This is a genomic window from Enterobacter sp. MGH 33 (genome assembly GCF_000534535.1).
Classification (GTDB): domain Bacteria; phylum Pseudomonadota; class Gammaproteobacteria; order Enterobacterales; family Enterobacteriaceae; genus Enterobacter; species Enterobacter hormaechei_C.
In genome coordinates this window covers 3,537,539-3,552,268 of record NZ_KI973212.1, presented here as the reverse complement: position 1 = coordinate 3,552,268, position 14,730 = coordinate 3,537,539, and the positions used below count along the sequence as shown (strand labels likewise).

12 protein-coding genes and 3 tRNA genes are annotated in these 14,730 nt (G+C 53.4%); 7 read left to right on the top strand and 8 right to left on the bottom strand.

The annotated features are described in order from the left end of the window. Nucleotides 1–23: 23 nt before the first annotated feature. Nucleotides 24–99 (bottom strand) — tRNA-Val (locus L379_RS07520). Between the two features lie 258 nt (nt 100–357). On the opposite strand from L379_RS07520, the gene gltX reads away from it, so the two are divergent. Further along, nucleotides 358–1,773 carry a glutamate--tRNA ligase gene (gltX, locus tag L379_RS07525; protein WP_015572231.1) on the top strand — a complete coding sequence of 472 codons (1,416 nt, stop codon included), beginning with the start codon at nt 358–360 and terminating at the stop codon, nt 1,771–1,773. A 51-nt stretch (nt 1,774–1,824) separates the two neighbouring features. Here gltX and L379_RS07530 read toward each other — a convergent pair whose 3' ends face one another. Both L379_RS07530 and L379_RS07535 read right to left on the bottom strand, forming a co-directional pair. Next, on the bottom strand, nt 1,825–2,211 hold the full coding sequence (locus L379_RS07530) for a YfeC-like transcriptional regulator (protein WP_017383469.1): 387 nt from the start codon (nt 2,209–2,211) through the stop codon (nt 1,825–1,827). Nucleotide 2,212: 1 nt separating this feature from the next. Further along, nucleotides 2,213–2,575 carry a YfeC-like transcriptional regulator gene (locus L379_RS07535; RefSeq protein WP_015572232.1) on the bottom strand — a complete coding sequence of 121 codons (363 nt, stop codon included), beginning with the start codon at nt 2,573–2,575 and terminating at the stop codon, nt 2,213–2,215. A 217-nt stretch (nt 2,576–2,792) separates the two neighbouring features. On the opposite strand from L379_RS07535, the gene L379_RS07540 reads away from it, so the two are divergent. The 3 genes from L379_RS07540 to L379_RS07550 all read left to right on the top strand — a co-directional run bounded on the left by L379_RS07540 (nt 2,793) and on the right by L379_RS07550 (nt 5,387). Continuing rightward, nucleotides 2,793–2,868: transfer RNA gene (locus tag L379_RS07540), tRNA-Ala, on the top strand. Between the two features lie 41 nt (nt 2,869–2,909). Then, nucleotides 2,910–2,985 (top strand) — tRNA-Ala (locus L379_RS07545). A 212-nt stretch (nt 2,986–3,197) separates the two neighbouring features. Beyond that, on the top strand, nt 3,198–5,387 hold the full coding sequence (locus tag L379_RS07550) for an EAL domain-containing protein (RefSeq protein WP_032654386.1): 2,190 nt from the start codon (nt 3,198–3,200) through the stop codon (nt 5,385–5,387). A gap of 46 nt (nt 5,388–5,433) precedes the next feature. On the opposite strand, the gene nupC is transcribed toward L379_RS07550, so the two are convergent. Continuing rightward, on the bottom strand, nt 5,434–6,621 hold the full coding sequence (gene nupC, locus L379_RS07555; RefSeq protein ID WP_006811440.1) for a nucleoside permease NupC: 1,188 nt from the start codon (nt 6,619–6,621) through the stop codon (nt 5,434–5,436). Nucleotides 6,622–6,966: 345 nt separating this feature from the next. Here nupC and L379_RS07560 point away from each other — a divergent pair, with 345 nt between their 5' ends. Further along, complete coding sequence (locus L379_RS07560; protein ID WP_023295104.1) at nt 6,967–8,205, top strand: Nramp family divalent metal transporter; 1,239 nt, start codon at nt 6,967–6,969, stop codon at nt 8,203–8,205. A 33-nt stretch (nt 8,206–8,238) separates the two neighbouring features. Here L379_RS07560 and L379_RS07565 read toward each other — a convergent pair whose 3' ends face one another. Together L379_RS07565 and mgrA are read right to left on the bottom strand one after the other, a co-directional pair. Next, on the bottom strand, nt 8,239–8,586 hold the full coding sequence (locus L379_RS07565) for a DUF2502 domain-containing protein (protein ID WP_015572233.1): 348 nt from the start codon (nt 8,584–8,586) through the stop codon (nt 8,239–8,241). A 126-nt stretch (nt 8,587–8,712) separates the two neighbouring features. Next, the gene (gene mgrA, locus L379_RS07570) at nt 8,713–9,711 is read right to left on the bottom strand and encodes an L-glyceraldehyde 3-phosphate reductase (protein WP_017692976.1); all 999 of its coding nucleotides are present in this window, start codon (nt 9,709–9,711) and stop codon (nt 8,713–8,715) included. A gap of 186 nt (nt 9,712–9,897) precedes the next feature. Here mgrA and ipdC point away from each other — a divergent pair, with 186 nt between their 5' ends. After that, nucleotides 9,898–11,556, top strand: a complete 1,659-nt coding sequence (ipdC, locus tag L379_RS07575; RefSeq protein ID WP_017692977.1) for an indolepyruvate decarboxylase — start codon at nt 9,898–9,900, stop codon at nt 11,554–11,556. On the opposite strand, the gene L379_RS07580 is transcribed toward ipdC, so the two are convergent. Next, the gene (locus L379_RS07580) at nt 11,557–12,792 is read right to left on the bottom strand and encodes an ion channel protein (protein WP_032654384.1); all 1,236 of its coding nucleotides are present in this window, start codon (nt 12,790–12,792) and stop codon (nt 11,557–11,559) included. A 205-nt stretch (nt 12,793–12,997) separates the two neighbouring features. Between L379_RS07580 and glk the strand changes: the two genes are divergently transcribed. After that, nucleotides 12,998–13,963 (top strand): glucokinase, encoded by a 966-nt coding sequence (gene glk, locus L379_RS07585; RefSeq protein ID WP_003861352.1) that lies wholly within the window; start codon nt 12,998–13,000, stop codon nt 13,961–13,963. A 35-nt stretch (nt 13,964–13,998) separates the two neighbouring features. On the opposite strand, the gene L379_RS07590 is transcribed toward glk, so the two are convergent. Next, nucleotides 13,999–14,730: a LytR/AlgR family response regulator transcription factor gene (locus tag L379_RS07590; RefSeq protein ID WP_015572237.1), complete on the bottom strand. Its 732-nt coding sequence runs from the start codon at nt 14,728–14,730 to the stop codon at nt 13,999–14,001.

The following is a 14,730-nucleotide window of genomic DNA, read 5'->3' as shown; positions in this document are numbered from 1 at the left end:
CACTGCGAGTCTACCGAAGTAGATGGTGGGTGATGACGGGCTCGAACCGCCGACCCCCTCCGTGTAAAGGAGATGCTCTACCAACTGAGCTAATCACCCCCGCTGTGTGGAGTCGCATTATAGGGAGAGTTGAAAATGAGTCAACGCATTTTCTAAAGTTTTTATTCGTTCGTCGTAAAATTAGTCAAAACGATCGCAAAACGGACTGTGGCGCATGATTTATAAACAAAAACAGCAATCTCGAACCGGATAAAGTGATCGACATTGAGGAATCGGCCCACAGTGATAGAATATTGCCCATTGTTTTCTTCCCGGAATTTGCCGATTACCGGCATCTTTATAACGTAAGGCCATTTCATGAAAATCAAAACTCGCTTCGCGCCGAGCCCGACAGGCTATCTGCATGTCGGTGGTGCACGTACCGCTCTCTACTCCTGGCTTTTCGCACGTCACAACAACGGTGAGTTTGTGCTGCGTATTGAAGACACCGATCTGGAGCGCTCAACGCCGGAAGCAATTGAAGCCATTATGGATGGGATGAACTGGCTGAATCTGGCGTGGGACGAAGGTCCATACTTCCAGACCAAACGTTTTGACCGCTATAACGCCGTAATTGACGAGATGCTGGTGGCAGGCACGGCCTATAAGTGCTACTGCTCCAGGGAGCGTCTGGATGCGCTGCGTGAAGAGCAAATGGCAAAAGGCGAAAAACCGCGTTATGACGGTCGTTGCCGCCATGACCACAGCGAGCATGCTGCGGATGAGCCTTGCGTAGTGCGTTTTGCTAACCCACAGGATGGCTCTGTCATCTTTGATGACCAGATCCGTGGCCCGATCGAATTCAGCAACCAGGAGCTGGATGACCTTATCATTCGTCGTACTGACGGATCGCCAACCTATAACTTCTGCGTAGTTGTGGACGACTGGGATATGGAAATCACTCACGTGATCCGTGGTGAAGACCATATCAATAACACCCCGCGTCAGATCAACATTCTGAAAGCGCTGAACGCGCCTGTACCGGTGTATGCGCACGTATCAATGATCAACGGTGACGACGGTAAAAAGCTGTCCAAACGTCATGGCGCGGTGAGCGTGATGCAGTACCGTGATGACGGCTATCTGCCGGAAGCGCTGCTGAACTACCTGGTGCGTCTGGGCTGGGCTCATGGTGACCAGGAGATCTTCAGCCGCGAAGAGATGATCGAGCTGTTCTCTCTGAACTCGGTCAGCAAATCAGCCAGCGCGTTCAACACTGATAAACTGCTGTGGCTGAACCATCACTACATCAATACCATGCAGCCAGAATATGTGGCGACTTATCTGCAATGGCACATTGAACAGGCAAACATCGATACCCGTACGGGCCCTGAACTGGCGGATCTGGTGAAGCTGCTTGGCGAGCGTTGCAAAACGCTGAAAGAAATTGCTGAAAGCTGCCGTTACTTCTATGAAGAGTTTGACGCGTTCGACGCCGACGCGGCCAAGAAACACCTGCGTCCGGTTGCGCGTCAGCCGCTGGAAGTGGTGCGTGATAAACTCGAAGCCATTACCGAATGGACTGCGGAAAATGTTCACCACGCGATTCAGGCTACCGCTGATGAGCTGGAAATTGGCATGGGTAAAGTCGGTATGCCGCTGCGCGTTGCGGTGACGGGGGCAGGCCAGTCTCCGGCGCTGGACGTGACCGTTCATGCCATCGGCAAATCACGTAGCGTTGCGCGTATCAACAAAGCGCTGGGCTTTATTGCTGAGCGTGAAAGCCAGCAGTAATACTCGTGTAATACAAAAAACGGCAGGTTACCCTGCCGTTTTTTATGCCTGTTATTCAGCAATACCAAGACGCGTGAGAAAACCCTGCAACCCTTCACGAGCGAGCAACTTGTGCAAACGTTCCTGTTCGACAGTCGTCATGTTTTCCAGCGAGTCGATAATTTGTGGAAGCAGGCTGGATGAGGTTGCCACGCCGTAGTGGGAAGGGCTTTCCGCCACATGGTAAACAGCCCGACGGTTACGAATGGCGGGAAGACTAATGATGTGCTCCTTAACGTGCGCATCAATACATATCACCCTCGCTCTTCCGCCTTTTACACCGTTGATACCCTCCGTTTTCCATCCCTTCTGTCGTATCCAGCGATTAACGGTTTGTCGGGCTACGCCCAGACTGTCCGCCAGCTCTTCCGTGGTCATTTTGCTGCGTAATCTTTTCATATCAGCGTTGGTCGCGAATCCCTAAACGTTGTAACAAGCCGGTAATCCCTTCCCGCAGTAACAGCGATGTCATCTGCTTTTGCTCTTCCGGCGTCATTTCATTCGCCAGCGTCAGGAGCAGGGCATGAAGCGAGCCCTCGTGGTACGCCTTATCTGGCAGTTCCGGCGTCTCTGTTGCCCTGCGCGCGCTGCGAATAAAGTCGCGCACTTTTTCATTGACGTGTACCAGACGCGCTTTGCCACCCTGAACGCCTGGCTTTGGCGATGTAATCCAACCCTCTTTGCGTACCCATTTATTGATGGTCTGTCGGCTATAGCCAGTCAGCAGGGCTAACTCTTCTGGCGTCATTCGTTCCTTGATCATACAATTTCCTGAATATCTGTGGGGTTAATTAGTGGTTCATTTTATAGCACCGTTTTACGTGAAAACGTGACAAGCTTAACTCCTGGCTGCGAGCAGGCTCTCAAAGTGATTCATTTGCATGATTTTTCGGCGATTGAAAGGCGGAGGCTGAATTTGCCGTTGACACTCTGCGGCGGAATTCATATTATGCCGCCCGTCAACATGACAGCTTTACGACGGGGCTATAGCTCAGCTGGGAGAGCGCCTGCATGGCATGCAGGAGGTCAGCGGTTCGATCCCGCTTAGCTCCACCAAACTCTGAACCCAACAGAGTGCGGTAGGTAAAGTAACATGTGGGGCTATAGCTCAGCTGGGAGAGCGCTTGCATGGCATGCAAGAGGTCAGCGGTTCGATCCCGCTTAGCTCCACCAAAATTTAAACCCTCGTCGCAAGACGGGGGTTTTTTTATATCTTGTAAAATATTTTAGACTGTTTTTGTTGCAATTAACGTCGTTTTCTACACCTCACCTCAATCCAAATCAATAAACAAGTCTATAAATAGACCTGAACTTGATTCGTGTTATTAATAAACCTATTATCCATGCGGTCAATGAGACGATGGTAAAATAGATTATCAGGATTAATGAATAGAAAAATTTACAATAATGTAAAGATATTTATGATTGCCCTGGCGCTAAGCCTGATTGCGATTCCTTTTTCTCGTTATATCTCTCCACGGGCCATCGTCAGCGAAAATGATGTTTATCTGGCGTGGTTGCCCTTAAGTGCCATGCTCGCCATCGTGTTGTTATTTGGACGACGGGCAATCATTCCTTTGCTGTTAAGTTTTAGTATTACTAATATTTATAATCTTGATTTAGCACCACTACAATCTGCCGTATTATTATGTTGTCAGACGTTTACCGTCTTCGCCGCCTGTGGCGTCATCCGTCTGGTGCTGGGCAAGCGCTGGCGACACAGCATACCGAATAAGTACATTGGCATACGTATTTTCTGGCTCGGATTTATGGTGCCTGTGGGCATCAAATTATCGATGTATCTGGCGGGATATTTATTTGATTTCCCGGTGACAATCTCCTCCTATTTCGGCGAAGGCTCTGCAATTTATAACGTTATCGATATTCAGAGTCTGATTTGTGCCGCCCTGATTTTCACCATGATGTTCTATTATCCGTTAAGAATGATTATTAATCCTCGCTATGCCCGAACATTCTGGCGGCGAAGCGTGAAGCCCCTCTTTTGTCACAAAAAAGCGTTATTTATCGTTGTGTGGCTGATGCTGTTGATCTCGATGATCGCTATTTTATGCGCGCCTTTTGAGTCGCAGTTTATTGCGGGTTATTTGATGCCAATCGTTTTCATTCTTTTCACCCTGGGGATTGGTCGTCTGAACTATGCGCTCATCTCTTTATTCTGGGCGGCCTCGGCGCTCATGCTGTTGACCTATAATTATAATTTTCTTAATGGCGTTGAATCGGGCCACTCGCTCTCCTTTATCCTGTCGGTGCTAATCTCTTTCGCCATCTGCCTGCTTTACATGTCGCGGATCTATCAGAAAAGTGAATGGCTGAAACAGGGGTGGCAGGAGAGGGCGCTTACCGATCCGCTCACCGGTCTGCCTAACATTCGTGCGCTGGAAGTGTTTTTACAGCACCATCCCGAGGCCAAAGTCTGCTGCCTGCGCCTGGATAATCTCGAATTCCTGAGCCGTCACTACGGCATCCTCATGCGTGTACATTGTAAAAAGATGATAACCGCGTCGCTGCAACCGTTATTGCAAAAAGACGAGAAGCTCTTCCAGTTGCCGGGCAGTGAGCTGGTAGTGGTCTTGCTGGGTCCGGGAACGGCTGAACGTCTGCAATATATGGTTGATCATCTGAACAGCCGTAAGATTATCTGGAACAAGACTGAGCTCGACATCGAGTTTGGCGCCTCCTGGGGTGAAGTGCCGGATGGAGAAAGCCTGCATCACACGCTGGGTCAGCTGAGCTGGCTCTCCGAGCAGTCCTGTGCCGGGCACAACGTCCTGGCGTTAACCAACAGTCTGGATGATGTCTCCGGTCAGACGACGGACAGAGTGCTGATGCTGGCCCGCATAAAACGCGCCCTTGATATCGGTGGGCTTCACCTTTACGCCCAGCCAATCCATAACGCGCGTGGGGAAGGGTACTTTGAAATCCTCTCAAGGCTTGAAAGCGAGGGTGAGATCATCACGCCTGATCGCTTTATTCCGCTGATTGCTCAGTTTAACCTGAGCCACCGATTTGACCTGAACGTGGTGGAAAAATTGCTGATGTGGATGCGCAGCCATCCGTCCGAACGGGCCGGAACGCGGTTCTCCGTTAATCTGATGCCGCTGACGCTGATGCAAAATGAGATTGCGGCTGAGATCATCGCGCTTTTTGAACGCTACGCCATTGCGCCGCAAGATATCGTCATTGAGATCACCGAGGAACAGGCTTTCTCTGACTCGGGAAGCAGCATCAACAATATCCAGCAGCTGCGGGATTACGGCTTCCGCATTGCTATTGATGACTTTGGTACCGGCTATGCCAACTTTGAGCGCCTGAAGCGGCTGGAGGCCGATATCATTAAGATCGATGGCTGCTTCGTGAAAGATATCTGCACCGACAGCATGGATGCGATGATCGTGCAGTCCATTTGCAACATGGCCAAAACGAAATCGCTTTGTGTGGTGGCTGAATATGTGGAATCGGCTGAACAACGCGAGATGTTGCTGCGATTCGGCGTGGACTATTTGCAGGGCTATTTGATTGGTAAACCACTGCCCCTGACGGCGCTGGAGGCATAAAAAAAACCGGGAGCGATGGCTCCCGGTTTTTATTGCACGGTATGAATTACAGAACCAGTGCTGCAATAGAGGCAGACAGGACGCTCACCAGCGTTGAACCGTAAACCAGCTTCAGGCCAAAGCGAGAAACGACGTTACCTTGCTCTTCGTTCAGGCCTTTAATCGCACCAGCGATAATACCGATGGAAGAGAAGTTCGCGAAGGAGACCAGGAAGACGGACAGGATCCCTTCCGCACGAGGGGAGAGTGTGCTGGCAATCTTCTGGAGATCCATCATCGCCACGAACTCATTGGAAACCAGTTTCGTTGCCATGATACTGCCCACCTGCAACGCTTCGTGAGCGGGCACGCCCATCACCCAGGCAATCGGGTAGAAGATGTAGCCCAGAATACCCTGGAAGGAGATACCGAGTACGGCCGCAAACAGGGCGTTCAGCGCAGCGATCAGCGCGATAAAGCCAATCAGCATCGCGGCGACGATAATTGCAACCTTGAAACCCGCCAGAATGTATTCACCCAGCATTTCGAAGAAGCTCTGTCCCTCGTGCAGGTTTGACATCTGAATGTTCTCTTCGCTGGCATCAACACGGTATGGGTTAATCAGCGAAAGCACGATAAAGGTGCTGAACATGTTCAGAACCAGCGCCGCAACCACATATTTTGGTTCCAGCATGGTCATATACGCGCCCACGATAGACATGGAAACGGTTGACATTGCGGTCGCCGCCATGGTGTACATGCGGTTACGGGACATCTTGCCGAGGATATCTTTATACGCAATGAAGTTCTCAGACTGACCGAGAATCAGCGAGCTGACTGCGTTAAAGGATTCCAGTTTGCCCATGCCGTTAACTTTCGATAACAGGAAGCCGATCGCACGGATAACCACCGGCAGAACGCGGATGTGCTGAAGGATACCGATCAGGGCAGAGATGAAGACGATAGGGCAGAGCACCTTCAGGAAGAAGAAGGCCAGACCCTGATCGTTCATGCTGCCAAAGACGAAGTTTGTCCCTTCGTTGGCAAATCCGAGCAGTTTTTCGAACATTTCGGAGAAGCCTTTCACGAAGCCCAGGCCTACGTTGGAGTTCAGGAAGAACCACGCAAGTAAAACTTCAATGACCAGCAGTTGGACAACATAGCGAATACGAATTTTTTTGCGGTCTGTGCTGACCAGCAATGCAAGTGCAGTAACGACAACGAGTGCCAGGACAAAATGAAGGACGCGGTCCATATTTGCTCCAAATATGAGGCAGGTTTAATTTCCGTGCACATTCTATGTAACAAGCACAAAGAAAACGAGATCAAGCCCACACTATAGTTACATCCTGTGACGAGTCTCAAAAATAGTGATCAACAAGACACTTTTGTTATGTTAGGTAAATGAGTGAAAAGTTAAGTTTGTGTGCTACGCTTCACAAATGTCTGCGCATTTTCACATTCTGTGACCTTGCTCCACCTGCCTGTCTATCGTTCCTGACTATCAGAGAAATCATGTTAACCGTTACAAATGAACTTGATAATCATTCTCATTTTGATAGCATAAAACATAGCAAAGGCTATATTTCCAGAGGCAGAAATGACGAATAGTCGCGTAGAGAGTAGCAGCGGCAGAGCGGCACGCAAGCTGCGGTTCGCATTAATGGGACCGGCATTCATTGCCGCGATTGGCTACATCGATCCGGGTAATTTTGCGACCAACATTCAGGCCGGGGCCAGTTTCGGCTATAAACTGCTGTGGGTTGTGGTCTGGGCCAATCTGATGGCGATGCTGATTCAGATGCTCTCCGCGAAGCTGGGTATTGCTACCGGAAAAAACCTGGCGGAGCAAATCCGCGATCATTATCCACGTCCGGCAGTTTGGTTTTACTGGGTTCAGGCGGAAATTATCGCCATGGCCACCGATCTCGCCGAGTTTATCGGGGCGGCGATCGGCTTTAAGCTTATCCTGGGCGTCTCCCTGCTTCAGGGGGCCGTGCTGACCGGTATCGCCACTTTCCTGATTCTGATGCTCCAGCGGCGGGGACAAAAACCGCTGGAGAAAGTCATCGGCGGCTTGCTGCTGTTCGTCGCTGCCGCCTATATTGTTGAGCTGATTTTCTCCCAGCCGAATCTGGCGCAGCTGACGAAAGGGATGGTGATCCCGTCGTTACCCACTTCTGAAGCCGTTTTTCTGGCTGCCGGGGTGCTGGGGGCGACCATCATGCCGCACGTCATTTATCTGCACTCTTCATTAACCCAGAATCTGCATGGCGGGACGAGTAAAGAGCGCTACTCCGCCTCGAAATGGGATGTGACTATCGCGATGACCATTGCCGGATTTGTGAATCTGGCGATGATGGCGACCGCCGCCGCCGCGTTCCACTTTAACGGGCATACCGGGGTTGCCGATCTCGACCAGGCTTACCTGACGCTGGAGCCGTTGCTGAGTCATGCCGCTGCCACTATTTTTGGTTTAAGCCTGGTTGCTGCGGGTCTTTCATCTACGGTTGTGGGGACACTGGCCGGGCAGGTGGTGATGCAGGGGTTCGTACGTTTCCATATTCCGCTGTGGGTTCGCCGCTCGGTCACGATGCTGCCTTCCTTTGTTGTGATCCTGATGGGGCTGGATCCGACCCGCATTCTGGTGATGAGTCAGGTACTGCTAAGTTTCGGGATTGCGCTGGCGCTGGTGCCGCTGCTGATCTTCACCAGTAATAAATCGCTGATGGGCGAACTGGTGAATTCGACGTGGGTGAAGCGCGCCGGGTGGGCCATTGTGGTCGTGGTGGTGGCGTTAAACTTGTGGTTGCTGATAGGCACAGCCGCAGGCCTGTAAAAGAAAAAGGAGCCGGAAGGCTCCTTTTTGTTGTTAATGGTGATGGCCGTGACCGTGGCCTCTGCCTTTTCCATGACCCCAGCCGCCACGGCGGTCGTCACGATCGTTCCAGCCTTCGCGGTAGCCGCGTTCGTAAGCCTTACGCTTATCCCAGCCACGGTGATAGCCGTTATCGTGTTTCCACCAGCGGTTTTGACGCCATTCATAATGGCGGTGCCAGTAGTCACGGTCGCGCCAGTAGCCACCGTCCCAGTATCTGCCGTAGTCATCACGATCGCCAATTTGTAATTTAATCGATGGCAACAGGGTGATTTCGCCCGCACTGGCGACCAGCGGGGCCGAAGCCAGTAATACCGCTGCAAGAATCAGTGACCTGAACATACTCTTCTCCTTCACGATCGGGGCCGCTGTGCGACCTGTTAACGCAATTTTACGAGTTGGTAAACATTCGTTTCATCGCCTCAACTCCTAAATCATGAACGAGAGCACTTTTTGCTAAAAGTGTTTTTAATCTGAACTGGACAGGATCGTATCTATCGTCTTCAGCTCTTCTGCCGTGAACCGACAATTCTCAAGCACGCCTGCTGCATCTTCAATTTGTCCGGTCTTGCTTGCGCCGATGAGCACGGATGTCACCGCATCGTGGCGCAGGATCCAGGCCAGTGCCATTTGCGATAGCTTTTGCCCCCGGTTTTCCGCCAGCGCATTCAGCTTGCGTACCTTTTCCAGCTTTTTGTCGGTGATCTGCTCCGGGTTAAGGAACTTACTGCCGCTTGCTGCGCGAGAATCCGCCGGGATACCGTTCAGATAGCGATCGGTCAACTGTCCGCCCGCCAGGGGGGAGAAGGGGATACATCCCACCCCTTTATGCTGCAACACGTCCAGCAACCCCTCTTCAGGCGCACGTTCAAACATGGAGTACTTCGGCTGGTGGATCAGACATGGCGTGCCCAGATCCTCCAGTATTTCAATCGCCTGCCTTGCCACTTCTGCCGGGTAGTTGGACAGACCGATGTACAGCGCCTTGCCCTGACGCACCACATGGTCAAGCGCTTTCATGGTTTCACGTAGCGGCGTTTGTGGATCCGGGCGGTGGTGATAGAAAATATCGACATACTCCAGCCCCATACGCCTGAGGCTCTGGTCCAGGCTGGCGATCAGATATTTACGTGAGCCCCAGTCACCGTAAGGCCCGTCCCACATGGTGTAGCCCGCTTTAGTGGAGATGATCAGCTCATCGCGCCAGGGCAGGAAATCCTCCTGCAAAATGCGCCCGAAATTACGTTCGGCCGAACCAGGAGGCGGGCCGTAATTATTGGCAAGGTCAAAATGCGTAATACCCAAATCGAAAGCACGCTGTAAAAGTTGACGGCTGTTTTCGAGTAACGTCGCGTCGCCAAAATTATGCCAAAGCCCCAGCGAGATGGCGGGAAGCTTAAGGCCGCTTTGCCCACAGCGGCGATATTGCATTGTCTGATAACGATTTTTGTCAGGCTGATAACCCATTGGCGAGACCTCTGGCGCTGGAAAGAAACATCAGTGTATACGTTTACACTAACCTGAAGAAAATGAGCATAGCTCAGCTTTTTTCGTAAAGCATTCTTTCCAGACCCTGATTGTCGCCAATTCTGGACACGCTTCACGCTTATTTAATACTCAGAGTGAGGTCAACGTCAGAAGGACACTTATAATATGCGTACCCCCTATTGCGTCGCCGATTACCTGCTGGACCGACTAACAGATTGTGGTGCCGATCATCTGTTTGGCGTGCCGGGCGACTATAACCTGCAATTTCTCGATCACGTGATAGACAGCCCGGACATCTGCTGGGTGGGCTGTGCCAATGAACTGAACGCGTCTTACGCCGCAGACGGCTATGCCCGCTGTAAGGGCTTTGCCGCGCTCCTGACGACATTCGGCGTTGGGGAGTTAAGCGCCATGAACGGTGTGGCGGGCAGCTTTGCTGAACATGTTCCCGTCCTCCATATTGTGGGGGCCCCGGGTATGGCGGCGCAGCAGCGAGGAGAGTTATTGCACCATACGTTGGGTGACGGCGAGTTCCGCCATTTCTATCATATGAGCGAACCCATCACCGTTGCACAGGCGGTGCTTACCGAACAAAACGCCTGCTATGAAATTGACAGAGTCCTGACCACTATGCTGCGGGAGCGCCGTCCGGGCTACCTGATGCTGCCCGCTGATGTGGCGAAAAAAGCCGCTACGCCCCCTGTAAGCGCTCTCACTGTTAATCCCGCACCGGCTGATTCAGCCTGCTTGCAGGCGTTCCGTGAGGCTGCCGAAAAGCGCTTGTCCACGAGCAAACGCACCGCGCTGTTAGCGGACTTCCTGGTACTCCGCCATGGTCTGCGCACGGCCCTTCAGACGTGGGTGAAAGAGGTGCCGATGGCACACGCCACCATGCTGATGGGCAAGGGCATTTTTGACGAACGACAGAGCGGTTTTTACGGCACCTACAGCGGATCGGCGAGCGCCGCGCCGGTCAAAGAGGCCATCGAGGGGGCTGATACGGTGCTGTGTATTGGCACGCGCTTTACCGATACGCTCACTGCCGGGTTTACCCACCAGCTGACGCCGGACCAGACGATAGAGGTTCAGCCACACGCGTCCCGCGTCGGCGACGTCTGGTTTACGGGTATCCCGATGAGGGAGGCCATTGAAACGCTGACAGCGCTGTGTAAAACCTATGTTCGTGATACGCGAGCGCCATTGGATCACAGCGGCTTTTCGTTCCCGACTATCGAAGGGGCGCTGACTCAGGAGAGCTTCTGGCGTACCCTGCAAACGTTTATCCGCCCCGGAGACATTATTCTGGCTGACCAGGGAACGTCTGCTTTCGGCGCTATCGATCTGCGTTTACCGGCGGACGTGAACTTTATCGTCCAGCCGCTGTGGGGATCGATTGGCTACACGCTGGCGGCGGCGTTTGGCGCGCAAACGGCGTGTCCGAACCGACGCGTGATTGTCCTGACGGGTGACGGCGCCGCGCAGTTGACCATTCAGGAGCTGGGATCGATGCTGCGCGACAAGCAGCGCCCGATTATTCTGGTGCTTAACAACGAAGGATACACGGTGGAAAGGGCCATCCACGGGCCGGAGCAGCGCTATAACGACATTGCCCTCTGGAACTGGACGCAGATCCCGCAGGCGCTGAGCCTGGCGCCTCAGGCAGAGTGCTGGCGCGTCAGCGAAGCGGAAGCGCTGGCGGAGGTGCTGGATAAAGTGGCACACCATGAGCGGCTTTCGCTGATCGAGGTGATGCTGCCGAAAGCCGATATTCCGCCGCTGCTGAGCGCGCTGACCAAAGCGCTGGAGGCGCGCAATAACGCCTGATTACCTGTCGTTTCGCCATCCCATCAGCATCGGTTTGCCCGCCAGCAGGAGCCAGGCGGGCAACATCACGATACAGAGCAGCGGCAGAAGCGTGGTATCCGGCACGACAACGGCCGCCATAAACAGGCTCAGCCACGCATCGCGCGTGACCACCAGTACCAGCCCCAGAATGGAACAGGAGACGGTAATCGCCGCAGGGACAGCGTCAACGTGCTCATGCAGCATCAGCCCCAGCGCGACGCCAACAAATACCGCCGGGAAGATACGACCTCCCCGAAAACCACAGGCCGCAGCGACCACCAGCGCCGCCAGTTTTACCAGCGCGAACAGCAGATAATCGGAGACGCTAAAGACCTGGCTGAAGGCCAGCTGCTGCATCTCGTCCAGACCCTTAAACAGCGTAACCGTCCCGCCGATGGCGCCTAAAACGCCCAGAATAAACCCCCCCATGCCCAGAATCAGCACCGGATGCTTCAGCCTGTGCATCAGGCGATGCAGGCGAGGGAGACACCACACCGCGACCATCCCCAGCGCAATGGCGATCGCGACGACGACGGCACCGCTGAAAATATCGGTGAGTTGCATCTGGCCGTAGTGGGGGATGGTGAGTGAAAAATGGGGATGGAAAAACAGGCTGGTGGTGAGGGCTCCCGCAGCGGCGGCCATTAGCGGCGCGAAGAGTTTATCCCACAGCGGTACTTCATGATCACTGCTGAGGGTTTGCGAAAAAATGAGCGCAGCCGCGACCGGAGTGCCAAACAGCGCCCCGATGGTGCCTGCTGACGCCAGGATCATCCAGTCCAGCGCGCCAACGCGCGGAAAAAGACGCGCCCCCAGAAAGACCGCCAGCGCGATATTAACCGCCATAATGGGATGTTCAGGCCCGAGGCTTACGCCGCCCGCAAGACCGATAATCAGCGCGATAATAAGCCCCGGCAGAGCAGAGGGAGAGACAGGGGCGCCAATCAAGGGTTCCAGTGCCGGGTCCGGCCCGGCATGACCCGGGCTATAGCGGATCACCAGCCCTACGGCAATCCCGGTCAGGGTCAGCATCATCATGATCCAGCCCGGCGAGTCAATGCTGATGCCGAATTTTACCGGAAGCGCGGTCCATAAAATCGTTTGCAGCACCGCCGCCACTTTCATGACGACGATGAGCACCAGGCTCGACGCCACGCCAATAATCAGCGCCGGGACAGCCAATAACAGCATGGTTCTGGCTCGCGGATGGAGCATGATGATTTCCTTGTACAAAACGGCTTAACGTTACTTTGCACAATCAGCATTGTGGCAATAGTGCAAAAGGTGCTGAAACGGTAAAGTTATTATGTGACGAAGATCGATAATCCATGGGCAGTCACCTTCTGGTCGTTGTTGTTATCACGCCTTGAATTTACAGTGTCCCAAAGATTTATTCTGACTTTAGCGGAGCAGTAGAAGAATGACAAAGTATGCTTTGGTAGGTGATGTAGGCGGCACCAACGCGCGCCTTGCCCTGTGCGATGTGAACAGCGGTGAAATTTCTCAGGCGAAAACCTATTCAGGGCTGGATTACCCAAGCCTGGAAGCGGTGGTTCGCGTCTATCTGGAAGAGCATAAAGTGAGCGTTGAAGACGGTTGTATCGCCATCGCCTGTCCGATCACCGGCGACTGGGTGGCGATGACCAACCATACGTGGGCCTTCTCAATTGCCGAAATGCGGAAAAACCTCGGCTTCTCGCACCTTGAAATTATCAACGACTTCACTGCGGTTTCCATGGCTATCCCAATGCTTAAACCAGAGCATCTGATTCAGTTCGGCGGTACGGCCCCGGTTGAAGGCAAACCGATTGCCGTTTACGGCGCAGGCACCGGCCTGGGGGTGGCGCACCTGGTCCACGTCGACAAACGCTGGGTCAGCCTGCCGGGCGAGGGCGGTCATGTGGATTTTGCGCCGAACAGCGAAGAAGAGGGCATTATTCTTGAGGAGCTACGCGCTGAGATTGGGCACGTGTCGGCCGAGCGGGTGCTTTCTGGTCCGGGCCTGGTGAACCTGTATCGGGCGATTGTAAAATCAGACGGTCGTCTGCCGGAAAATCTGCAACCTAAAGATGTGACCGAACGCGCGCTGGCCGACAGCTGTATTGACTGCCGCCGTGCTTTGTCGCTGTTCTGCGTCATCATGGGGCGTTTTGGCGGCAACCTGGCGCTGAACCTTGGCACCTTTGGCGGGGTCTATATTGCGGGCGGGATCGTGCCGCGCTTCCTCGATTTCTTTACCGCCTCCGGCTTCCGTGGCGGCTTCGAAGACAAAGGCCGCTTCAGGAGCTATGTCCAGGACATTCCTGTTTACCTGATTGTCCACGACAACCCAGGCTTACTGGGCTCCGGGGCGCATCTGCGTCAGGTACTGGGTCAGATCCTCTGATGCTCATTCCCCTCTCCTGCGGGAGAGGGAACGCGCTACAGGTGCATGAGCTGGCGGAACTCTTTCACCCTGCTGCGGCTTACCGGCACCTGAAAATCCAGATCCTTCAGCCGCAAAATATAGGTGTTATTAAACCAGGGTTCGATTTCGCGGATCTTGTTCAGGTTGACGCAGAACGAGCGGTGGCAGCGGAAGAAGTGAGCGGCCGGGAGTTTATTGCAGAATTCGGTGATGTTCATCGCCATGACGTAGGATTCACGCCGCGTATAGACAAACGTCATTTTTTCATGCGCTTCGGCATAGTAAATATCGTCGACAGGCGTGACGATGATCCGTTCGTCCTTCACCAGATTAATCGTGTCGTTTTCCCGCGCTACCGGGCTGGCACTGGCGGGTAATGCCTGCTGCTGCCACGCGGCTTCCAGCTTATGTAGCATGCTGATAATACGCGACTCCTGGTACGGCTTGAGAATATAGTCAAACGCCTCAAGCTCGAAGGCCTCCACGGCATGCTCTTTCCACGCGGTGACAAACACAATAAACGGCTTGTGGGCGAACTGATTGATATTTTGCGCCAGCAGGACGCCGTCCAGCGACGGAATATTAATATCGAGGAATATCGCGTCGACCCGGTTATGCTGTAAAAATTTCAGCACGTCCAGACCATCCTCAAAACAGCCAACAATCTCCATCTGGCTGTGGGTTTTGATAAGCCAGCTCAACTCCTGTTGAGCCAGAAATTCATCTTCTACGATGATGACTTTCAT